The following is a 23,016-nucleotide window of genomic DNA, read 5'->3' as shown; positions in this document are numbered from 1 at the left end:
GGGGCTCGAACGGGCCCTTAACCGCTGTGTGTTCAGGCTGACGGGAAGGTGATCTTCCAGCCGTTGATCCTTCCGGTGTCCTGCGCCGCCTTGTCCTGGACCCTCAACTGCCAGGTCCCGTTGGCGACCTCGGAGGAGGCGTTGACCGTGTAGGCCTCGGTCACGTCGTCCGCGGAGTCCGAGGAGCTGAACGGCTTCAGGTTGTAGACCGAGCCGTCCGGCGCCACCAGGTCGACGACGAGGTCGCCGCGCCAGGTGTGCGTGATGTTCGGCGTGACCACCAGGTTGGTCGGCGCGTTGCCGGTGATGCCGGTGACCGCGAGCGACGAGGTCACGGCAGCGCCGTTGTCCGGAATCGATACGACGGTCGCGGACTCGAAGGAGGTGCCGGTGCCACCGCCACCACCGCCCGGCCGCGTACCGACGGCGATACCGGCCCACGCGTTCTGCACGGCCGTGTACTCGGGGCTCGTCGTGCCGTACAGCTCACCGGTCGCCGCGAGGGTGCCGGTGCGGGCCGCCGCGTAGTTGGTGGTCGATGTGAACTTCGTGGTGAGCGCGCGGAACCAGATCTTCTCCGCCTTGTCCCGGCCGATGCCGGTCACCGGGAGCCCGTCCGAGGTGGCCGAGTTGTAGCTGACGCCGTTGATGGTCTTTGCGCCGCTGCCCTCGCTCAGCAGGTAGAAGAAGTGGTTCGCGGGGCCCGACGAGTAGTGCACGTCGAGGCCACCCAGGCTGGAGGACCAACTGTCCCTGGACGAACCGTCCTTGCTCGGCTTGTCCATGTAACGCAGCGGCGTGCCGTCGCCGTTGATGTTGATCTCCTCGCCGATGAGGTAGTCACCGACGTCGGAGGAGTTGTTCGCGTAGAACTCGACAGCGGTGCCGAAGATGTCCGAGGTGGCCTCGTTGAGACCGCCGGACTCACCGCTGTAGTTGAGGCCGGCCGTGTTGGCGGTGACGCCGTGGGTCATCTCGTGGCCGGCCACGTCGATCGAGGTCAGCGGGTTGGCGTTGCCCGACCCGTCGCCGTACGTCATGCAGAAGCAGGCGTCCTGCCAGAAGGCGTTGATGTACGCGTTGCCGTAGTGGACGCGCGAGTACGCGCCCACGCCGTCGCCCCTGATGCCGGAGCGGCCCTGGACGTTCTTGTAGTAGTCCCAGGTCAGTGCCGCGCCGTAGTGGGCGTCGGCGCCGGCCGACTCCAGGTTGGACGCGAGACTGTTGCCCCAGATGTCGTCCGGGCCCGAGAAGAGGGTGCCGGTGCCGGAGGTGCCGCGGTTCAGGTTGTACGTCTTGTGGCCGCCGCGCGCGCCGTCGGTCAGGTTGTACGTCGAACCCGATTGCGTGGTGGTGAGGGCGACCGCGCCGCTGTACACCGTGTTGCCGGTGCCGGTCTCGACGCCCTGGTACTCGAAGAGCTTCTTGCCGGTGGCCGCGTCGGTGATGACGTGCAGCTCGTTGGGGGTGCCGTCGTGCTGGAGACCGCCGACGACCGTCTCGAACGCGAGCACCGGGGTGCCGGAGCCGGCCCAGATGACCTTCCTGGGCTCCTTGCTGAGCTTCGGGCTCTTCGACTCGGCCTTCGCGGCGGTCAGCGCCTGCTTCTCCGCCTTCGCGACGGGCAGCGAGGCCTTCGTCGTCGCGACCTTGATGGTGGCCCGGGCCGCCTTCGCGACGCCTTCCGTGGCACCCGACTTGGCGGTGTCGACGATCAGGTCGCCGCCGAGGACGGGGAGTCCGTCGTACGTGCGCTCGTACCGTGTGTGCACCGTGCCGTCGCCGTCCTTGAGGACGTCACGGACGACGAGCTTCTCCTTGGCACCCAGGCCGAGTTCCCGGGCCGTCTCCACCTTGGTGGAGTTGGCCTCGGCCAGCAGTGCAGCGCGCTGCGCGGGGGACAGCTTGACGGACTCGGCGCCCGGTATGACCTTGCCCGCGGCCGACGGTGCCTTCTCCGGGGCTGCGGTGGCGGCACCGGACTGAACTGCCGCTGCCAGTAGGGCGGTTACCGCCACGAGGGCGCCGGTGGCGACCCGTCGCTGGGTGGAACGGGAGAGCTCGGTGGAGGTGGCGTGGGGGGCGCGTCTGTGGGACTGGCGTCTCAACACTGACTCCTTCTGCGTGGCCGCTGGTCCAACGGCCAGGGGGGACCGAACGGTGGTCGTCCGTCCGGGGCAGAACAGGTGCGTGCGGATGCGCGGCGACGGACGCAGCGGTGTTGCTGTGGAGTTGCTGTGAAGTCGCCGTGGGAAGAGTGGCAGGCGGGGCCGTACGCTGTCAGGACCGCGTCAATAAGTTGGCTGGAAAAGGTTCGTTGTCCGGTTGGTCATGTTCGGTATACGGGCTATTCAGTCTTCTGCAAGGAATCGACCTTCTCCGTCGAAGCCGACTGCTGCTCCCCGTGCCACGACCGCCACAGCGCCGCGTACGCCCCGCCCGCAGTCACCAGCCCCTCGTGCGTGCCGAGTTCGGTGATCAGCCCGTCCTCCATCACGGCCACCCGGTCCGCGTCGTGCGCGGTGTGCAGCCGGTGCGCGATCGCGATCACCGTCCGCCCCTCGAGTACAGCGGCCAGCGCGCGCTCCGTATGACGCGCGGTCGTCGGATCGAGCAACGCCGTCGCCTCGTCCAGGATCAGTGTGTGCGGGTCGGCCAGCACCACGCGGGCCAGGGCCAGTTGCTGGGCCCGTGAACCGTCGGTCGACTCCCCGTCGGGGCCCAGCCCGGTGTCCAGCCCGGCCGGCAGCTCGCGCACCCAGCCGGCGGCGCCGACAGCGGCCAGCGCGGCCCACAACTCGGCGTCCGTGGCGGCCGGTTCGGCGATCAGCAGATTCTCCCGGACCGTGCCCAGGAAGACATGGTGCTCCTGCGTGACGAGCACGACCTGCCGCCGCAGCTCCTCGGGCCCGAGCGAGGCGATCGGTACGCCGCCCACGGTCACCGTGCCCGAACGTGGCTTGTCGATGCCCGCCAGCAACCGGCACAGCGTCGACTTGCCCGCACCCGACGGCCCCACCACCGCGAGCCGTTCACCCGGCCGCACCGTCAGATCGACCCCGCGCAGCACCTCGCCCCCACGGTCGTACGCGTACCGCACCCCCGTCACGTCGATCCGGTCGCCCACCGGCACGGGAGACTCCTCCGAGTCACCTGTGGGCGCCCGGCCGAGCCCCTCCACCCGCGCGAACGAGGCGCTGCTGGACTGCAGTTGCTCCATCCACGTCAGCACCTCGTCGAGCGGTGCCTCCAACTGCCGCAGATACAGGGCAGCCGCCACGACCGCGCCCAGACTGATCGCCCCCTGCCCGTGCAGCGCGCCGCCCACCACCAGCACGACGACCACGGGAAGGACGTACGACACCTCCACGGGCGGAAAGAACACGGTCCGCAGATACAGCGTGTGCAGACGCCTGCGCCGGGAGTGGTCCAGCGCCTCCCGGCTCACCGCCACCCGCCGCTCCGCTAGTCCGAACGCCTCGACCGTGCGCGCTCCGGACGCGGTCGCCGAGAGAATTTCGGCCACTTCGGAGTTCGCGGAACCCTCGGCGAGATACGCGGTGCGCGCCCGGCGCAGATACCAGCGCAGCGCGAACCAGATACCGCTCTGAGCGACCACCGCGGCCAGGCCGAGCAGCGGATCGAGCGCGAACACGGCGCCGACGATGAACAGACACTGCACCGAGGCGATCAGCAGGTCCGGCCCCGCATCGCGCAACGTCGTGCCGACCGTGCTGACGTCGGCCGTCCCCCGGGCCGTCAGATCTCCGGTCCCGGCCCGCTCCACCACCGACGCGGGCAGCGCGAGCGCCCGGTCCACGAACTCCTCCCGCACCCGCGCGAGCGTCCGCTCCCCGAACCGGTACCCCACGAACCGTGCCCAGCGCGCCAGCAGCAACTGGCCCACCGCGCAAACCACGATGACCAGCCCGAGTCGGTCCACGACCGAGACCCCGGCGCCCGCCCGCACCTCGTCGATGATCCGCCCGAGCAGCCAGGGCGCGACGAGCCCGGCACCGGCGGCGGCCGAGTTCAGCAGCAGAAGCGCGACGAAGGCAAGGGAGTCGGCCCGGATCAGCCGACCGGCGGCCCGGCGTACGTCGGCCGCCGAGGCGATGGGGAGTTGGGCAGTCACCGTACGGACTCCTCGATGTTCGCCAGGCCCTCTTCGCCCGCCAGGTCGGTCGGGCCCTCTTCCTCGTCCGGCTCGTCCGCGTCGCGCGCCACCAGGGCCCGGTATCCCGGTTCCTCCGCGAGCAGGCGCTGATGGCTGCCGACGGCCGCCGCCTTGCCGTCGACCAGGTAGTACACGGTGTCCGCCCGGTCCAGCATCAGGGGCGAGGTGGACGCCACGACGGTCGTACGGTCCGTGCGCTCGCCCCGCTCGGCGCGCAGCCGGTTCGCGACGGCGGCCTCGGTGTGCGCGTCCAGCGCCGACGTCGGCTCGACGGCGAGCAGTACCTCGGGGTCGGCGAGCAGCGCCCGGACCAGGCGTACGCGCTGCCGCTGACCGCCGGAGAGGTTGCGGCCCTGCGCGTCGATCGCCGAGTCCAGCCCCTCCGGCAGCCCGAGGACGATGTCGTCGGCGACGGCCGCGCGCACCGCCCGCGCGATGGCCTCCTCGCCCGGCTCCCCGCGCCCGGAGACCAGTTCGCGAAGGGTCCCGGCGAACAGGTCGGCCTCGTTGTCGGCGACCAGGATGCGGGCGCGCACCTGGGCGAGGGCGACGTCGTCGAGCCGTACACCGCCCCAGGTCGCCGCCGACGGCACGAACCGGCCGAGCCGGTCGACGACGTCGGCGGCATCGGCGGGCCGGGCACCGGCGAGCGCGGTCAGCCGCCCCGGCACGACGGTCACGCCGGAGTCGGGGTCGTGCAGCGCGGACGGGGGCGCGGGCGCGTCCAGCCCCCGGCCGCCGCTGTCGTCGTCGGGATCGAGTACCAGGAACCGTACGACCCGTCGGGCGGCCACCAGGGCGCGGCTGATCTGGAATCCGCACTCGATGAGGAACGCCACCGGCATGATCAGCACGGCGACGTAGCCGTACACCGACACCAACTCGCCCACGGTGATGGACCCTTGGGCGGCCAGCCGGGCCGCCAGCCAGGTCACCACGGCCAGGAACAGCGTCGGCAGCCCGACCCCGAGCGCCTGGATCCAGCTGCTCACCGCCCCGACCCGGTACCCCTGCTCCTGGAGGCGACGCGAGTCACGGCGGAAGGCGTCGGCGAACAGCCCTTTGCCGCCAAGGCCGTTGAGGACGCGCAGCCCGCCCGAGAGGTCCCCGATCCGGGCGGTCAGGACGCCCTGCCGATCCCGGTACGACGACTCCACCCCCTGGAGCCGGCCGAGCAACGGCCCGATGAGGACGGCGACAACGGGCACCCCGAGCAGGATCACGGCGGCGAGCGTCGGTGACACCGACAGCAGCAGACCGGCGACCACGCTGTACGAGACCATCGCGCCGATGCCGGGCCCGACGAAGGTCAGCGACTGGCCGATCGTCTGCACGTCACCGACGCCGATCGTGACGACCTCACCGGCCCCGACCTGCCGGGGCAGCGCGGCCCCCAGCCGCACGGCCTGCCCGACCACGACCTTGACCGTACGGAAGTTGGCGTCCATCCGGATACGGGTCATCGTGCGGTGCCGCATGATGCTCAGCCACGCACTGAACGTCCCGGCGGCGAGGATCGCGCCCGCCCAGCCGGCCAGCACGGCCTGGTCGCCCGGTTCGAGACCGTCGTCGACGGCCCGGGACATCAGATACGGCGACAGCGCCATCAGCGTCGTCCAGGTGCTGGCCAGCAGCGCCCCGACCGCACACCGCCGCCACTGCTGCCGCACCAACCACACCAGATAGCGCGCGGGGCCGCGGGAGTCGGGCGTGCCGGGATCCTCGTACGCGTCGATCATTACCTTCTCGTCCCCGTCCTGTCCCCGCCCCGTCCTGCGCCTACAAGATCACGAACTGCTCATGGGCTGCTCACGGGCTCACGCCAGGCTGTCCCGCCAGGCCCGGTGCAGATCCGCGAACCGGCCCGTACCGGCGATGAGTTCGGCCGGGGCGCCGTCTTCGACGACCCGCCCGTGCTCCATCACCAGCACCCGGTCGGCGATCTCGACGGTCGACAGCCGGTGCGCGATCACGACGGCCGTACGCCCCTTCAGGATCGTCGACATCGCGCGCTGTACGGCCCGTTCGCCCGGGATGTCGAGCGAACTGGTCGCCTCGTCGAGGATCAGCACCGCCGGATCGGCGAGCAACGCCCGCGCGAACGCGACCAGTTGGCGCTGCCCGGCGGAGATACGGCCACCTCGCTTGCGTACGTCCGTGTCGTAGCCCTCGGGCAGCGCGGTGATGAAGTCGTGGGCGCCGATCGCCTTGGCCGCGCGCTCGATCTCCTCGCGAGGGGCGTCCGGGGAGCCGATGGCGATGTTGTCGGCGACGCTGCCGGAGAACAGGAAGGCCTCCTGCGTCACCATCACGACCCCGCGCCGCAGATCGGCACCCGACAGGTCGCGCAGCTCGACGCCGTCGAGGCGGACATGCCCCTCGGTGGGGTCGTAGAAGCGGGCGAGCAGCTTGGCCAGGGTGGACTTGCCGGCGCCGGTCGAGCCGACGACCGCCACGGTCTGCCCGGCCGGAAGGGTGAGGTCGAAGCGGGGGAGCACCTCGCCGCCGGTGCGGTAGGCGAACCGGACCCCGTCGAAGACGACCTCGCGACCCGGATGCTCGGACTCGAGTACCGGAAGCTCCCGCGGAGCCGACGGCTCAGGGACCGAGGGGGCCTGGGCGAGCAGCCCGGAGATCTTCTCCAGGGAGGCGGTGGCCGACTGGTAGGAGTTGAGGAACATACCGAGCCGGTCGATGGGGTCGTACAGCCGGCGCAGGTACAGCACGGCGGCGGCCAGCACACCCAGCTCCAGCGAGCCGTCCGCGACCCGGTGGGCACCCCACAACACCATCGCCGCGACAGCGGAGTTGGCGACGACCCGGGAGCCGACGACGTAACGGGCCATCTCCAGGATGGCGTCGCCGTTCTTCTGCTCGTGACGCCGGTTGAGGTCCTCGAACTCCGCGTCGTTGGCGGCCTCGCGACGGAACGCGCGCACCGGCCGGATGCCGTTCATCGTCTCGACGAACTTGACGATGACGGCGGCGATAGCCGTGGACCGCAGCGCGTACACACGGCCGGCCCGGCGCCGGTAGAGCCGGACGAGGAGGTACAGCGGCACGAAGGAGGCGATGGCGAGCGCGCCGAGGCTCAGATCCAGCCAGAGCAGGACGGCCGAGATGTAGGCGAAGGACAGGGCGATGGTGACGAGTTCCTGGAGCCCGTCGTTCAGCAGCTCGCGCAGCGACTCGACGTCCGCGGTGGAACGGGAGATCAGCCGGCCCGAGGTGTAGCGCTCATGGAAGTCGAGGCTGAGCGCCTGCGCGTGCCGGAAGATACGCCCGCGCAGATCGAGCAGCGCGTCCTGGCTGACCCGGGCGGCGGCGGAGATGAACCAGTACTGCAGCCCGCCCGAGGCCAGCGCGCAGAGCAGATAGCCGACCCCGACGGCGACGAGCGGCCCGTTGTCGTGGTCGCGGAAGGCCGGTACGGCACGGTCGATGGCGTACGCGACGAGCAGCGGGCCCGCCTGGACGGCCGCCTGCTGGAGCAGCAGAAGTACGGCGGTCAGGGCGACGCGGCCCTTCATCGGGGCGAGAAGCGACCGCAGCAGGCTCGCGGTGGCGCCCTTGGGGGTGGGCAGGTCGTCCTGGTCGAAGGGGTCGCCGGGGGCCGGGGGCCGGGGAACGGCGGGGGCCGCCTTGGCGGCTGGTCCGGCTTCCGGCCCGGCGGTTGCTCCGGGGTTCGGCCCGGCGGTTGGTCCGGTGTCCGGTTCGGCGTTCAGCCTGGTGTCCGGCCCGGGGTGCGGTCCGGGGTTCGGGTCGGTGTCCGGACCGGCGTTTGGCATGGTGTCCGATCCGGCGTCCGACCTGGCGTTCGGTGCGGTGTTCGGCCCGGCGTTCAGGCTGGTGTCCGGTCCAGGGTGCAGGTCGGGGTTCGGTCCGGCGTTCGGTGCGGTGTCCGAGTCGGCGTTCGGTCCGGAGTCGGGCCTGGAGTCCGGGCCGGGGGGCCGTTCCTCGTCGTCGGGGGTCGGCGCGGTGGTCGTGGGCGCCGTCATCGGGCGGCCTCCTCGAAGCTGTCGGTGCCGTGGGGGGTGTCGCCGCGGTCGGTCCCCTCGTCCGCGCCGGCCATCAGCCAGGCGTACTCGGCGTTCGTCCGCAGAAGTTCGTGATGCGTGCCCACGGCGGCGATCCGGCCGCCGGACAGGAGGGCGACGCGGTCGGCGAGCAGAACCGTGGACGGGCGGTGCGCCACGATCAGGGCCGTGGTGTCGGCGAGGACCCGGCGCAGCGCGGCCTCGACGGCGGCCTCCGTGTGCACGTCCAGCGCGGACAGCGGGTCGTCGAGGACGAGGAACCGGGGCTTGCCCACGACCGCCCGGGCCAGCGCGAGCCGCTGCCGCTGGCCGCCGGACAGACTGAGGCCCTGCTCGCCGACCTGGGTGTCCGTGCCCTGCGGAAGCGAGTGCACGAAATCGGCCTGCGCCACGGAGAGCGCGTGCCGCAACTCGGCCTCGCCCGCGGACTCCTGGGCCCCCATGAGGACGTTGGCGCCGACGCTCGCGGAGAAGAGAGTGGGTTCCTCGAAGGCGACGGCGACCAGGGCGCGCAGTTCTTCCCTGGGCAGGGCGGAGATGTCGTGCCCGTCGAGAGTGATGCGCCCCGAGGTCACCTCGTGCAGCCGGGGGACGAGTGCCGTGAGCGTGGTCTTGCCGCTGCCGGTCGTGCCGACGAGGGCCATGGACTCGCCGGGGCGGATGTGCAGGTCGACGTGGTCGAGGACGGGAGCGGAGTCGGCGGGGGCGTCGGGATACCGGAAGGAGACGTCGTGAAAGCGGAGCCCACAGTCGGCGCCCGAGGATCCGGAGGCAGAGGCATGGGGACGGGGATGGGCGCCGGGGAGCGAGTCCCCCTCGCTCTCCGGATCCTCGTCCATCACCTCGAAGTACCGTTCCGTGGCGGTGGCCGCGTCCTGGCTCATCGCGAGGAGGAAGCCGATGGAGTCGACGGGCCAGCGCAGGGCGAGGGCCGTGGACAGGAAGGCGACCAGCGTGCCGGCCGACAGGTCACCGTCGGCGACCTGCACGGTGCCCAGGACGAGCGCCGCCCCGATCGCCAGCTCCGGCAGCGTGACGATCACCGCCCAGATCGCCGACAGCAGCCGGGCCTTGTGCAACTCGGTCCCGCGCAACGTCCCCGACAGCTCACGGAACGCCCGCGCCTGACTCCGGTGCCGCCCGAACCCCTTGATGATCCGGATGCCGAGCACACTCTCCTCGACGACCGTCGTCAGGTCACCCACCTGGTCCTGCGCCCGCCGGGCCACGAGGTGGTAGCGCCGCTCGAAGACGATGCACACGATCAGGACGGGAATGGCGGGCCCCAGGATCACCAACCCCAGTGACCAGTCCTGGACCAGCATGATGATCACGCCGACCAGGATCGTCACCGCGTTGACGAAGAGGAACGTCAGCGGGAAGGCGAGGAACATCCGCAGCAACTGCAGGTCCGACGTCGCCCGGGACAGCAACTGCCCGGACGGCCACCGGTCGTGGAAGGCGACCGGCAGCCGTTGGAGCCGCCGGTACAGAGCCGCCCGCATCGCCGCCTCGACCCCCGCCAACGGCCGGGCCACCAGCCACCGCCGCAGCCCGAACAGCAGCGCCTCCCCGACACCGAGGAGCAGCAGCCACAGCGCCCCGAACCACACACCCCGGGAATCCCGGTCGGCGATCGGCCCGTCCACCATCCACTTCAGGACGAGCGGGATCACCAGCCCCATGCACGAGGCGAGCACGGCGACGAAGGCGGCGACGAACAGCCGTGCGCGCACCGGCCGGACGTAGGGCCACAGGCGCAGCAGAGTGCGTACGGCGGAACGGCCGGCGTGGACCTCGGGGTCCTTTGCGGTTGCACGTGTCGTGGGCATCGATCCGAGCCTACAAACCACCACTGACAGTGCCTACCGAGTTTTGACCCGAACTCGGTCCGCCGAAGGTCCTACGACCTGCGTGTTCGAGAAGTCGTACATGCGTGTCAACCGATCGGCTGATGTGGGTCCGAGCGCGTCGGCCGATGTGCCGCCCCGTCCCGCACCGCGACGCTGGTTGCATGTCCGTCATCGAAGTGAACGAACTGCGCAAGTCCTACGGCGGCCGTCCCGTCGTGGACGGTGTCTCCTTCTCCGTCGAGGAGGGCGAGATCTTCGGCATCCTCGGCCCGAACGGCGCCGGCAAGACCACCACCGTCGAATGCGTCGAGGGCCTGCGCGTTCCCGACGGCGGCCGGGTCCGGGTCACCGGCCTCGACCCGGTCACCGACCACGAGGCCACCAGCCGGGTCCTCGGCGCCCAGCTCCAGCAGAGCGAACTGCAGGCCAAGCTGACCGTCCGCGAGGCCCTGGAGCTCTACGCCGCCTTCTACCCCCGCCCGGCCGACTGGCGCCCACTGGCCGAGCGGCTGGGCCTGACCGACCGTCTCGACGTCAGGTTCGGCAAGCTCTCCGGTGGCCAGAAACAGCGCCTGTTCATCGCGCTCGCGCTCATCGGCAATCCCCGGGTCGTCGTCCTCGACGAACTCACCACGGGCCTCGACCCACGCGCCCGCCGGGACACCTGGCAGCTCATCGAGGACGTACGGGAGAGCGGGGTGACGGTCCTCCTGGTCACCCACTTCATGGAGGAGGCGCAGCGGCTGTGCGACCGGATCGCCGTGATCGACAAGGGGCGGATCGCCGCCCTGGACACCCCGGCCGGTCTGATCCGCCGCTCGGCAGGCGCCACGGTGATCAGCTTCACACCGTCCGCCACGCTGGCCGAGGACACTCTGAACACGCTCCCGGCGCTCGCGTCGGTCGACTACAGGGACGGCCGCGTCACCCTGTCCGGCACGGACGAGACCGTCAACGCGGTCATCACCCTCCTCGCCCGAAGCCATGTCACCGCCCACCAACTCCGTGTCACCGACGCCACGTTGGACGACGCGTTCCTCGACCTCACGAAGGAGGAAGCGGTATGAGCACCATGAGCGCCACGAGTACGTCGCACACGTCGCACACGTCGGACACGTCCATCGTCAACACCGCCGTACTGAGGACCGAGGTACGCCTCTTCCGCCGCGAACCCGGCGCCCTCTTCTGGATCCTGCTGTTCCCGACGCTCCTCCTGGTGATCCTCGGCGCGATCCCCTCCTTCGGCGACCACCAGGCCGACCTGGGCGGCCTGCGGACGATCGACGTGTACGTCCCGGTGGCCGTGCTGCTCGGTCCGATCGTCGGCGGGCTCCAGTCCATGCCGCAGACCCTCACCGGCTACCGCGAGCGCGGCATCCTGCGCCGGATGTCCGCCACCCCGGTCCGCCCGGCCGCCCTGCTCTCCGCGCAGATGCTGGTCTACGGCGGGGCGGCCCTGGCCTCGTCGCTGCTCGCCCTGGCGGTCGGGCGCCTGGCCTTCGACGTGCGACTGCCGCGGCAGCCCTTCGGCTACGCCCTGGCCCTCGCCCTGACCGTCCTGGTCGCCCTCGCGCTCGGCGCGGTGGTCTCCGCGCTGTCCCGGACGACGAAGATCGCGGGCGCGATCGGCTCGGCCGTGTTCTTCCCGGCGATGTTCTGCGCGGGCCTGTGGGCGCCGGTGCAGACCATGCCGGACGTGCTGGCCAGGATCGTCGGCTTCACCCCGTTCGGCGCGGCGGCCGAGGCGCTGAACCGGGCGGCGGCGGGGGACTGGCCCGGCTGGGGCCACCTGGGCGTGCTGGTGGCCTGGACTGTGTTGCTGACGGCGGGCGCCGCGCGCTGGTTCCGGTGGGAGTAGGGGACGGCCGAGGGTCCGTGCAGACTGGGGACATGACCGCGGCGGACACGCAGATCGACCGGCGCATGGAGCAACTGCACATCTGGGGGCCGTACGGGCTGCTCGGTGTCAGCGTGGTCCTCGGCGCCGTCTCCGCCGACCTGATCGACGGCCCCGTCGAGTGGCGGGCCGCCGGGGTCCTGGTCGGCGCCGCGCTCGCGCTCCAGCTCTGGTGGCACGGCACCCGTTCCCGGCGGGCGAACCGCGGCCGCACCCCGTCCCGGGCGGGGACGGCGTACTACGTCGTCCGCTGGGCGATCGCCTTCCTGCTCACCTGGATCAACCCGTTCTTCGCGTTCTACGCCGCCACCGGCTACATGGACGCCGACGAGCTGATCCCGGGCATGTGGCGGCGGCTCGGGCTGTTCGCCAGCGCGATCACCGTGGCTGCCGCGCAGGCCGGCGGGTTGTTGTTCGACAGCGGGGTCCAGTGGGCCGCGTTCGCCGCGCTGCTCGTCGTCAACTTCGGTCTGCAGGCGCTGGTCGCCCACGCCACCGAGCAGGAGGAACAGCGCTCCCGCGACCGGGCCCTCACCATCACCGAACTCGAACGCACCAACACGGCGTTGCAGCAGGCCCTCGACGAGAACGCCGCCCTGCACGCCCAACTCCTCCACCAGGCAAGGGAGGCGGGCGTCGCGGACGAACGCCGACGGCTGGCCGCCGAGATCCACGACACGATCGCCCAGGGCCTGACCGGGATCATCGCCCAGCTCCAGGTGGTGACGAACACCCAGGACCGGGCCCTGGCGCGCGAACACGTGGACCGCGCCGTGAAGTTGGCCCGTCACAGCCTCGGCGAGGCCCGCCGTTCCGTGCAGAACCTGGCGCCCGTGGCCCTGGAGAGCGACGACCTGCCGGGAGCCCTGAAGAAGACGGTCGCCGACTGGGCCGAACGGACGGGCGTACGCGCCGAGTGCACGGTCACCGGCCCGGCGGAACAGCTCCATGCGGAGCTCGCGGCAACTCTCCTGCGCATCGCCCAGGAGGCCCTGTCGAACGCCTCCCGCCACGCCCGTGCGTCCAGGGCCGGCGTCACCCTGACCTTCCTCGGCGACGAGGTGATCCTCGACATCCGCGACGACGGCGAGGGCTTCGACCCGCTCGCGGTCCGCGAACGCACCGGCACCGGCGGCTTCGGCCTCGACGGCATGCGCGCCCGCGCCGAACGGGTCGCGGGCACGCTCACCGTGGAGTCCGAGCCGGGTCACGGCACGGCGGTCTCGGCACGCGTACCGTTGGTCCCCCATGACCACTGACGCACCCATCACCCTCCTCATCGTCGACGACCATCCCGTCGTACGGGACGGTCTGCGCGGCATGTTCGAGTTGGTACCGGACTTCACGGTGCTGGCCGAGGCGTCGAACGGCGTGGAGGCGGTGGAACTGGCCGCCACGCTCGACCCCGACGTTGTCCTGATGGACCTGCGGATGCCGGGCGGCGGCGGAGTCGACGCGATCGCCGAACTGGCCCGCCGCCGGTCCCGGGCGCGGGTCCTCGTCCTGACGACGTACGACACGGACTCCGACACTCTCCCCGCGATCGAGGCGGGCGCGACCGGCTACCTCCTCAAGGACGCCCCGAGGGACGAACTCTTCACGGCGGTACGGGCGGCGGCCCAGGGCCGCACCGTCCTCTCCCCGGCGGTGGCCTCCCGTCTGGTCTCCGCGGTCCGCACCCCGGGCAACGAGCCCCTTTCGGCCCGCGAACGCGAGGTGCTGGCCCTGGTCGCCAAGGGCACGTCGAACCGGGAGATCGCCCGCGCCCTCTTCATCAGCGAGGCCACGGTGAAAACCCATCTGACCCACTTGTACACCAAGTTGGGCGTGAAGGACCGCGCGGCGGCGGTGGCGACGGCATACGAGCGAGGCATCCTCGGCCCGCAGAGGCCCTGACGCAGAGGATCTGACCCGCACAGGACCCTGACCCGCAGAGGATCTGACCTGCGTAGGTCCTGAATCGAGGCCGTCCCTCACCCCACCACCCGCAGCAGCAGAACAGCCCGCCCCGGCACTTCGACCTCAACCCCCGCCCGGTACTCCACCCCCGGCGCCTCACCCTGTTCCTCCCGCGACGTGTCGACGACGACCTCGTACCGCTGCGCCCAAGGGGCCCCCGGTAGCGCGAAGTTCGTCGGGAGGTCGCCCGTGTGGAGGATCGCGAGGAAGCTGTCGTCGGTGATCGGGACGCCCCGGGCGTCCCGGCCCGGGATGTCGCTGCCCGACAGATACATGCCCAGGGTCTCCGCCGGGGCGTACCAGTCCCCTTCCGTCATCTCCGTGCCCAGAGCCGTGAACCAGGCCAGGTCCCGCAGCCCGTCGGTCGAACGGGCCCGGCCGGAGAAGAACGCACGTCGGCGCAGAACGGGATGGCGGTGCCGCAACTCGATGAGGCGTGCGGTCAGTTCGGTCAGCGCACGCCAGCCCGGGTCCTCGAGCAGGGTCCAGTCCACCCAGCTGATCTCGTTGTCCTGGCAGTACGCGTTGTTGTTGCCCCCCTGCGTACGCCCCAGCTCGTCGCCCGCGACCAGCATCGGAACGCCCGTCGACAGCAACAGAGTTGTCAGCAGGTTCCTCAACTGGCGGCGCCGCAGGGCCAGTACGTGCTCGTCGTCCGTCTCGCCCTCCGTGCCGCAGTTCCAGGCGCGGTTGTCGTCGGTGCCGTCCCGGTTGCCCTCCCCGTTCGCCTCGTTGTGCTTGTGCTCGTACGACACCATGTCCCGCAGCGTGAAACCGTCGTGCGCCGTGACGAAGTTGACCGAGGCGTAGGGCCTGCGACCGCCCCACGCGTACAGGTCGCTCGACCCCGACAACCGGTAACCCAGGTCCCGTACGTCCGGCAGCGCGCCCCGCCAGAAGTCGCGCACCGCGTTGCGATAGCGGTCGTTCCACTCCGTCCACAGGGGTGGGAACGCGCCGACCTGGTAGCCGCCGGAACCGACGTCCCACGGCTCCGCGATCAGCTTCACCCGGCGCAGTACCGGGTCCTGCGCGATCACCGCCAGGAAGGGGGAGAGCATGTCGACGTCGTGCATCGAGCGGGCCAGGGCCGCCGCCAGGTCGAAGCGGAAACCGTCCACCCCCATCTCCGTCACCCAGTACCGCAACGAGTCGGTGATCAGCCGCAGTACGTGCGGCTGGACCACGTGGAGCGTGTTTCCGCAGCCCGTGTAGTCCGTGTAGCGGCGCGCGTCGCTCTGCAGCCGGTAGTAGCCCCTGTTGTCCATGCCCCGCAGGGACAGCGTCGGACCGTGTTCGTCCGCCTCCGCCGTGTGGTTGTAGACCACGTCGAGGATGACCTCTATGCCCGCCGCGTGCAGTGCGCGCACCATGCGCTTGAACTCGCCGACCTGCTGGCCCGCCGTACCGGTCGCCGCGTACCCGGCGTGCGGGGCGAAGTAGCCGATCGAGTTGTAGCCCCAGTAGTTCTTCATGCCCCGGCGCAGCAGATGGTCCTCGTGCGCGAACTGGTGCACCGGCAGCAGTTCCACCGCCGTCACGCCCAGTTTCGTCAGGTGTTCTATCGCCGCCGGGTGGGCCAGGCCCGCGTACGTGCCGCGCAGTTCCTCCGGGATGCCGGGGTGCAGCTTGGTGAAGCCCTTGACGTGGACCTCGTAGATCACCGAGTCCGCCCACGGGGTCTTCGGGCGGCGGTCGTCCGCCCACTCGTCGTCGGAGGTGTCGTCGTGGACGACGACGCCCTTCGGGACGAACGGCGCCGAGTCGCGGTCGTCGCGCACGGTGTCCGCGATCTGCTGCTGGGGCCAGTCGCGGACGTGCCCGTACACCTCGGGTGGCAGGTCGAAATCGCCGTCCACCGCTCGCGCGTACGGGTCGAGAAGCAGCTTCGCCGGGTTCCAGCGGGCGCCGGTCCACGGGTCCCAGCGGCCGTGCACGCGATAGCCGTAGCGCTGACCCGGCATGACCCCGGGTACGAAGCCGTGCCAGATCTCGTGCGTCAGTTCGGTGAGGGGGACACGGGTCTCCACCTCACCGGCGCCCTCCTCCACCTCCCCGAACAGGCACAGCTCCACCGCCTCCGCTCCGCCCGCCCACAGCGCGAAGTTGGTGCCCGACACCCCGTCCGGGCCCGTGCGGAAACGTGCGCCCAGGGGCATCGGCGTTCCCGGCCACACGGGCACGGCGGGCAGCGCGGCGCGTGACATGCCGTTCGGCGCACTGTCGGTGTCGGTATGGGTACCGATGGTGAGGTCGGTCTCGGGCAACACGACTTCGGGGCGCCTCTCCTCGACGGCTCGCTGTTCGGCGACCGCCTTCTGCTCGGCTGTGCTGGACACCTCTCCGCCTCCCGCGACTCGTGGAAAGAGTAGAACGAGTGAAACGAAGCGAGCAAAGCTCGAACAAGTGTGCGGTGTCCCGGCCGCGGCGCCCTGTTGCGTTGTTCTTCGCGTCGGTCTTCGCGTCGTTTCTCCCCCCTGTTCTGCCCAGAGCGCGGCTCGCACTCACGTTTCCCCGGGGCGGGCCGAGTCGTTGGGTCCTGCGTGAGGCATGCACAAGGGCGCGCTCGGCGCGCGAGGGCCGGGTTGGTCGCCGTACTGACATGGGCAGGACTGCTGGCCGGAGCCGCCGGCTGCACTTCGGAGGGGGTGGGCGGGGCGGACTCGGTGTTCGGGAAACCCCGGGCGCCGCAGGACGTGATCCGCGTCTCGCCCGACGACGGCAGCCGCTCCGTACGCCCGGACAACCCCCTTCTCGTACGGGTGCCCAGCGGGCGCCTGGAGTCGGTGAAGGTCGTCAGGGCCCAGGACGCGCAGGATTCGGAGGTGTCCGGGCGGATCTCCGAGGACGGGCTGTCCTGGCGGCCCGACGACGCGCGGCTCGCGCTGGCCGCCAGGTACACGGTCGACGTCGTGGCGCTCGACGCCCACGGACGCCGTTCGGCCCGGCACACGACCTTCACCACCTACGTGCCCGATGAGCGGTTCATCGGATACGCCACCCCGGAGAACCGCGCCACGGTCGGCACCGGAATGATCGTGTCGCTGGAGTTCAACCGCGAGATCAGGAACCGGGCGGCCGTCGAACGTGCCATCCACGTCACCGCGGAGCCGGCCGTCGGCATCCGGCCGCACTGGTTCGGCGCCGAGCGCCTCGACTTCCGGCCCGAGGAGTACTGGGCGCCGGGAACCAGGGTCACCGTCGACCTGGCGCTGCGGGACGTCGAGGGGGCGCCGGGGGTGTACGGGATCCAGCGCAGGACGTTCACTTTCACCGTCGGCCGCAGTCAGGTCTCGCTGGTCGACGCCGCCGCGCACACCATGGAGGTGCGGCGCGACGGCGACCTGCTCGCCACGGTGCCGATCACGGCGGGGTCGCCGAAGAACACGACGTACAACGGGAAAATGGTGGTCACGGAGATGCTCGAAGTGACCCGGATGAACAGCCGTACGGTCGGTTTCGGCGGCGAGTACGACATCCCGGATGTGCCGCACGCGATGCGGCTGACCACCTCCGGCACCTTCCTGCACGGCAACTACTGGGCGCCGGACGCCTTCGGCAACACCAACGTCAGCCATGGCTGCGTCGGACTGAAGGACGTGAAGGGCGGCAGTTCGGACAGTCCGGCGGGCTGGTTCTTCGACCGGAGCCTGGTCGGGGACGTCATCGAGGTCGTCCACAGCAAGGACAAGAAGGTCGCTCCCGACAACGGGCTCGGCGGGTGGAACATGGGCTGGAAGGAATGGACGGCGGGCAGTGCCGTGAAGCAGTAGCGGGAAACCGAACGATGTAGCGATCACCGAAGTGCTGCAACGATCACCGGAGTGACGTAAACAGTCGGGTCCGACAATCTGATGATGTTGGGACGGAATGGTGACCTTCAGGGGCCGCCGGAGGGCGTGACCTTGTGCTTAATATGCGCCCGGGTGCGCGGGACGCACCGGGAAAGCGGGCCTGAGTCAGGCCACGGGGAGGGGAGAAAGCTTGAACACGCGACCGATATCGGGGGCTTCGGCTGCGGCACAGCAGGGCGGGGTACGGGTAAGCGGGACACGAGGCGTACGGGGCAGCAGAGGGCCGCTGGCACTGCTCGCCGGTGTTGTGCTCGTCGCCGTGACCGCGTGCGGCGGGGGCGGGAGCGGCGGCTCGGGCTCCGGGTCCGACGACGCCAAGCCGAAGGGCAACGACTCCACCACCGCACAGACCCAGCAGTCGCAGGCGGTCGTCACCATCGCGCCCAAGGACGGCGCGAAGTCCGTGGACACCAGCGGCGCACTCAACGTCAGCGCCGCCAAGGGCAAGCTGACCGAGGTCAAGGTCGAGGACTCCAAGGGCAACGCGGTCGCGGGCGCGCTGACCGCCGACAACACCAAGTGGGCGCCCGCCACGCATCTCGCCGCGTCGACCACGTACAAGGTGCACGTGGTGGCGAAGGACACCGAAGGGCGCGCGGCGGCGGAGGAGTCCTCCTTCACCACCCTCACCCCGAAGAACACGTTCGTCGGTACGTTCACGCCCGAGGACGGTACGAAGGTCGGCGTGGGCATGCCGTTCTCGGTTCGCTTCACCCGGGGCATCACGCACCCCGAGGACGTCGAGAAGGCCATCACGGTCAAGACCGAGCCGGCCGTCGACGTCGAGGGCCACTGGTTCGGCAACGACCGCCTCGACTTCCGCCCGGAGAAGTACTGGGCGCCGGGTACGAAGGTCACCGTCTCCCTCGCTCTCGACGGCGTCGAGGGACGGCCCGGCGTCTACGGCAAGCAGGCCAAGCAGGTCTCGTTCACCGTCGGCCGCAGCCAGGTCTCCACGGTCGACGTCAAGACCAAGAAGATGGTCGTACGACGGGACGGCAAGGTCATCAAGACCATCTCCGTCACCACCGGCAAGCCCGGCTATGACACCTGGAACGGCCAGATGGTCATCACCGAGCGCCTCGAAGTGACCCGGATGAACGGCGAGACGGTCGGCTACGGCGGCGAGTACGACATCAAGGACGTCCCGCACGCCTCGCGCCTCACCGACTCCGGCACCTTCATCCACGGCAACTACTGGGGCGGCGACGCCTTCGGCAACTACAACGCCAGCCACGGCTGCATCGGCCTGCGGGACGTGCGCGGCGGCTACGACAGCGGTGTGGCCGCGGCCTGGTTCTTCGACCGGTCGATGATCGGCGACGTGGTGGTCGTGAAGAACTCCAACGACCGGATCGTCGACCCGGACAACGGGCTCAACGGCTGGAACATGTCCTGGGAGAAGTGGAAGGCGTAGCCCCTCCTTTTCTTCGCTGCGACGTTCTGCGGGCCCGGTGTGACTGACAGCACCGGGCCCGTTGTCGTTAGCCCCCGTTAACCTGCGTACATGACTGTGCATCTCGAAGTCGCCGATGGCGTCGGCACGATCCGCCTGGACCGGCCGCCCATGAACGCGCTGGACGTCGCCACCCAGGACCGCCTCAAGGAGCTCGCGGAGGAGGCCACCCGTCGAGACGACGTACGGGCGGTCGTCGTGTACGGCGGGGAGAAGGTGTTCGCGGCCGGCGCGGACATCAAGGAGATGCAGGCCATGGACCACGCGGCGATGGTCGCCCGGTCCAGGGACCTGCAGGATTCCTTCAGTGCCGTCGCCCGTATCCCCAAGCCCGTCGTCGCCGCGGTGACCGGCTACGCGCTCGGCGGAGGCTGCGAGTTGGCACTCTGCGCGGACTACCGCATCGCCGGCGACAATGCGAAACTCGGCCAGCCGGAGATCCTGCTCGGGGTGATTCCCGGCGCGGGCGGTACGCAGCGACTGGCCCGGCTGATCGGCCCGTCCAAAGCCAAGGACCTGATCTTCACCGGACGGATGGTCAAGGCCGACGAAGCCCTGTCGCTCGGTCTGGTGGACCGCGTGGTACCGGCCGCCGACGTGTACACCGAGGCACACGCGTGGGCGGCGAAGCTCGCTCAGGGACCGGCGATCGCGCTGCGCGCGGCGAAGGAGTCGATCGACGCGGGTCTGGAGGCGGACCTGGAGACAGGGCTCGCGATCGAGCGCAACTGGTTCGCGGGCCTGTTCGCGACGGAGGACCGGGAGATCGGGATGCGGAGCTTCGTGGAGGAAGGTCCGGGCAAGGCGAAGTTCCTCTGACTCCCGCTGGGTTGCACCGAGTTCGACCGAGTTCCACGGCGTTCCACTGGTTTTGGTCGAACAAAGTACTTGCAGTTGACGCGGTGTCTTATCCGGGTCCCTCGATCGGGCGGTTTATGGGAGCCTTGACGCAGCCTTGAGTTTGCCTTGTCGAGGGGGCCTGTCGCTTGCCCGAAAGTGAGCTTCCGTCGCAGGTCGGAGGACCTCCAGAGGTCCATGGGATGCCTTCGGCATATGCCGAACGGCCTATTCGGAATGATGTGTTCCGGGGGGCGTATTCCTTCGGAACGGCCCCCGGGGACGGCTCGGGCCGCCATGATGGGGGCATGGCGGGGCTGGAAGGCATGGAACAGCCGCGGGGACACGGCCGTGCGACGGCGGCGCGGTGGTCGCCTGCGGTGGAGGACGAACGGGCGCTCAAGGCGCTCGAGTTGTTCGGAAACCCGACGGAGGCCGAGGTTCCGCTGCCGTCCCGCCCCGAGTCCGCCGCGACCGCGCGCCGCCTCACCCAGGTCGTCGTGCTCCGGCAGTGGGGGCTGACCCCCAAGATGACGGAAGACGCGGTACTGCTCGTCTCCGAACTGGTCGGCAACGCGGTGCGGCACACAGGCGCGAGAGTGTTCGGCCTGCGGATGCGCCGACGCCGCGGCTGGATCCGGGTGGAGGTCCGGGACCCCTCGCGAGGGCTGCCGTGTCTGATGCCGGTCCAGGAGATGGACATCAGCGGGCGGGGGCTGATGCTGGTCGACAAGCTCTCCGACCGGTGGGGTGTCGACCTGCTGCCGCGCGGGAAGACCACGTGGTTCGAGATGCGGGTCGCCGACCGCTAGGGCGGCGCGCGACCGCATATGGGGCCGCCTGACCGTATGGGCGGTGACCGGGTGGGCGGGCCGCCGATCGGGCTAATCGCCCGTTTTCCGGACCAACCCCCCTTAAATGGTGCGGGTGACCACGACCGACCGTCGGGCGGTGCTGCGCGCGGGTGCCGGAATCGTTGCCTCGGGGGTGCTGACCACCGGGTGCGCGACCGATACCGCGACCGGCGGTACCGCCGCTCACCCCGTCGCCGCTTTCTCCTCCGCACCGGCCTCCCATACCCCCGCCCCCACTCCCGCCACTCTTCTCCACTACCCCGCCCAGATCGCCCACGGCCCCCGCGACCACCCCCAGGTCGCCCTCACCTTCCACGGCGACGGCGACCCCGCCACCGCGCACGCACTGCTCGCCGCCGCCGAGAAACACGGCTCCCATATCACCGTGTTCACCGTCGGGACCTGGCTCGACGCCCATCCCGGCCTCGCTCGCCGCGTCCTCGACGGCGGTCACGAACTCGGTAACCACACCCTCCGGCACCTCGACATCAACGCCATGCCGGAGGCGGACGCCGACGCCGAGATCAGGGGGTGCGCCGAGCGGCTGAAGGGGCTCACCGGGTCCATCGGCACCTGGTTCAGGCCCTCCCGGGCCGCCCTCGCCTCCCCGCTCGTCGAACGGCTCGCCCAGCGCGCCGGCTACCCGCACGTCCTGTCCTACGACGTCGACTCCCTCGACTTCACCTCGCCGGGCGCCCCCGCCGTCGTACGCAATGTCATGACCGGCATCCGCGCCGGCTCGATCGTGAGCCTGCACTTCGGCTACGCGGACACGGTTGCCGCGTTCCCCGGCCTCCTGCACGAACTCGACCGCCGCGGCCTGCGCGCGGTGACCACCACGGAGTTGCTGACCTGATGCCCCCCACCGTCATCGCCCGCGCCCTCGTCACGGGGGCCGCTCTCACCGTCCTCGGCGGACTCGCCGGCTGCGGCACCCCGGCCCGCGACCAGCCGAACCGGGCCCTCGCCACGGTCAGGCCCGCCAGGCCTGCCGTCCCCGCCGAGCCCGTCGTCCGGGGACTGCCCGGGATGCCGCCCGTCCTCAACCCACGTGATGTGTACGCCGCCGACCGTCCGGGCAGACTGTCGCCGGTCGTCCGGGACTTCCCGTCCCGCGTCTACGTGCCCAACACCGAGTCCGACACCGTCTCCGTCATCGATCCGAAGACGTACGAGATCGTCGAGACCATCCACGTCGGGCGCCAGCCCCAACACGTCGTGCCCTCCTGGGACCTGAAGACCCTCTGGGTCAACAACAACCGCGGCCACACCCTCACGCCCATCGACCCGAGGACCGGGAAGGCGGGCGAACCGGTCGACGTCCACGACCCCTACAACCTCTACTTCACGCCCAACGGCAGATACGCCGTCGTCATGGCCTCCCTCGACCGCGAGCTCGTCTTCCGCGACCCGCACACCATGAAGATCGCCAAGACCGTGCCCGTCACCTGCTATGGCGTCAACCACGCCGACTTCTCCCTCGACGGCCGGTACTTCATCGTGTCCTGCGAGTTCAGCGGCGAACTGCTCAAGGTCGACACGGAGAAGATGGAGGTCGTCGGGCAGCAGAAGCTTCCCTACGAGGGCGCGATGCCCCAGGACGTCAAGATCTCGCCGGACGGGAAGCGGTTCTACATCGCCGACATGATGGCCGACGGCATGTGGGTCCTGGACGGCGACAAGTTCACCCGGCCCACCCTCCTGCCCACCGGCAAGGGCACCCACGGGCTGTACGTCAGCCGCGACTCCCGCGAGATGTACGTCTCCAACCGGGGCGAGGGCACCGTCTCCGTCTTCGACTTCGAGAAGGGCGAGGTCACGAAGAAGTGGCAGCTGCCCGACGGCGGCAGCCCCGACATGGGCGGCGTCTCCGCCGACGGCAAGGTCCTCTGGTTGTCCGGGCGTTACGACGACGAGGTGTACGCCATCGACACCCGCACCGGGAAGCAGCTCGCCCGCGTCGCGGTCGGCCGCGGCCCGCACGGTCTCGCCGTCTACCCGCAGCCCGGCCGCTATTCACTCGGCCACACGGGCATCTTCCGCTGATCCGGTGTCAGTTGGACCACCGGCGGTACGTCATGTGACACGCCGC

The 23,016-nt window shown here is 70.5% G+C and carries 16 protein-coding genes; 10 read left to right on the top strand and 6 right to left on the bottom strand.

Annotated features, from left to right (window positions below; all coding sequences use genetic code 11):
* Positions 1 to 32: 32 nt before the first annotated feature.
* The 5 genes from G3I56_RS30470 to G3I56_RS30450 all read right to left on the bottom strand — a co-directional run bounded on the left by G3I56_RS30470 (position 33) and on the right by G3I56_RS30450 (position 10,046).
* Positions 33 to 2,111, bottom strand: coding sequence for a M4 family metallopeptidase (locus tag G3I56_RS30470; protein WP_164414549.1), 2,079 nt, complete (start codon positions 2,109 to 2,111; stop codon positions 33 to 35).
* A gap of 236 nt (positions 2,112 to 2,347) precedes the next feature.
* On the bottom strand, positions 2,348 to 4,135 hold the full coding sequence (locus G3I56_RS30465) for an ABC transporter ATP-binding protein (protein WP_164414547.1): 1,788 nt from the start codon (positions 4,133 to 4,135) through the stop codon (positions 2,348 to 2,350).
* Positions 4,132 to 5,916, bottom strand: a complete 1,785-nt coding sequence (locus tag G3I56_RS30460) for an ABC transporter ATP-binding protein (RefSeq protein WP_164414545.1) — start codon at positions 5,914 to 5,916, stop codon at positions 4,132 to 4,134. The genes G3I56_RS30465 and G3I56_RS30460 overlap by 4 nt, the downstream gene beginning before the upstream one ends.
* Positions 5,917 to 5,994: 78 nt before the next feature.
* Positions 5,995 to 8,175 (bottom strand): ABC transporter ATP-binding protein, encoded by a 2,181-nt coding sequence (locus tag G3I56_RS30455; protein WP_239135196.1) that lies wholly within the window; start codon positions 8,173 to 8,175, stop codon positions 5,995 to 5,997.
* On the bottom strand, positions 8,172 to 10,046 hold the full coding sequence (locus G3I56_RS30450) for an ABC transporter ATP-binding protein (protein WP_164414543.1): 1,875 nt from the start codon (positions 10,044 to 10,046) through the stop codon (positions 8,172 to 8,174). Before G3I56_RS30450 ends, G3I56_RS30455 begins: the two co-directional genes overlap by 4 nt.
* 182 nt (positions 10,047 to 10,228) lie before the next feature.
* Here G3I56_RS30450 and G3I56_RS30445 point away from each other — a divergent pair, with 182 nt between their 5' ends.
* From G3I56_RS30445 to G3I56_RS30430, 4 genes are read left to right on the top strand one after another with little or no spacing between them, the layout of a single operon-like run.
* Entirely contained in the window at positions 10,229 to 11,134 is a 906-nt protein-coding gene (locus G3I56_RS30445) for an ABC transporter ATP-binding protein (RefSeq protein WP_164414541.1), read from the top strand.
* A gap of 5 nt (positions 11,135 to 11,139) precedes the next feature.
* On the top strand, positions 11,140 to 11,925 hold the full coding sequence (locus tag G3I56_RS30440) for an ABC transporter permease (protein ID WP_164414584.1): 786 nt from the start codon (positions 11,140 to 11,142) through the stop codon (positions 11,923 to 11,925).
* Positions 11,926 to 11,957: 32 nt separating this feature from the next.
* On the top strand, positions 11,958 to 13,223 hold the full coding sequence (locus tag G3I56_RS30435; RefSeq protein WP_164414539.1) for a sensor histidine kinase: 1,266 nt from the start codon (positions 11,958 to 11,960) through the stop codon (positions 13,221 to 13,223).
* Positions 13,213 to 13,860: a response regulator transcription factor gene (locus G3I56_RS30430; protein ID WP_164414537.1), complete on the top strand. Its 648-nt coding sequence runs from the start codon at positions 13,213 to 13,215 to the stop codon at positions 13,858 to 13,860. Before G3I56_RS30435 ends, G3I56_RS30430 begins: the two co-directional genes overlap by 11 nt.
* Before the next feature lie 77 nt (positions 13,861 to 13,937).
* Here the strand turns inward: G3I56_RS30430 and glgX are convergent, their stop codons facing one another.
* A complete protein-coding gene (glgX, locus tag G3I56_RS30425) occupies positions 13,938 to 16,262 on the bottom strand; it encodes a glycogen debranching protein GlgX (RefSeq protein ID WP_164414535.1) in 2,325 nt (774 codons plus the stop codon).
* 204 nt (positions 16,263 to 16,466) lie between these two features.
* Between glgX and G3I56_RS30420 the strand changes: the two genes are divergently transcribed.
* The 6 genes from G3I56_RS30420 to G3I56_RS30395 all read left to right on the top strand — a co-directional run bounded on the left by G3I56_RS30420 (position 16,467) and on the right by G3I56_RS30395 (position 22,970).
* Complete coding sequence (locus G3I56_RS30420; RefSeq protein ID WP_164414533.1) at positions 16,467 to 17,696, top strand: Ig-like domain-containing protein; 1,230 nt, start codon at positions 16,467 to 16,469, stop codon at positions 17,694 to 17,696.
* Positions 17,697 to 18,003: 307 nt separating this feature from the next.
* On the top strand, positions 18,004 to 19,194 hold the full coding sequence (locus G3I56_RS30415) for an Ig-like domain-containing protein (RefSeq protein WP_164414582.1): 1,191 nt from the start codon (positions 18,004 to 18,006) through the stop codon (positions 19,192 to 19,194).
* Between the two features lie 90 nt (positions 19,195 to 19,284).
* The gene (locus G3I56_RS30410) at positions 19,285 to 20,052 is read left to right on the top strand and encodes an enoyl-CoA hydratase-related protein (RefSeq protein WP_164414531.1); all 768 of its coding nucleotides are present in this window, start codon (positions 19,285 to 19,287) and stop codon (positions 20,050 to 20,052) included.
* A gap of 326 nt (positions 20,053 to 20,378) precedes the next feature.
* Positions 20,379 to 20,882 carry an ATP-binding protein gene (locus G3I56_RS30405; RefSeq protein ID WP_164315485.1) on the top strand — a complete coding sequence of 168 codons (504 nt, stop codon included), beginning with the start codon at positions 20,379 to 20,381 and terminating at the stop codon, positions 20,880 to 20,882.
* A gap of 106 nt (positions 20,883 to 20,988) precedes the next feature.
* Positions 20,989 to 21,780, top strand: coding sequence for a polysaccharide deacetylase family protein (locus G3I56_RS30400; RefSeq protein ID WP_164414529.1), 792 nt, complete (start codon positions 20,989 to 20,991; stop codon positions 21,778 to 21,780).
* The gene (locus tag G3I56_RS30395; protein WP_164414527.1) at positions 21,780 to 22,970 is read left to right on the top strand and encodes a YncE family protein; all 1,191 of its coding nucleotides are present in this window, start codon (positions 21,780 to 21,782) and stop codon (positions 22,968 to 22,970) included. The genes G3I56_RS30400 and G3I56_RS30395 overlap by 1 nt, the downstream gene beginning before the upstream one ends.
* The last annotated feature ends 46 nt before the right edge of the window (positions 22,971 to 23,016 follow it).

Source organism: Streptomyces sp. SID12488, assembly GCF_010548275.1.
GTDB lineage: Bacteria > Actinomycetota > Actinomycetes > Streptomycetales > Streptomycetaceae > Streptomyces.
The sequence above is the reverse complement of the archived record's forward strand: the minus strand, read 5'-3'. Positions and strand labels throughout refer to the sequence as shown.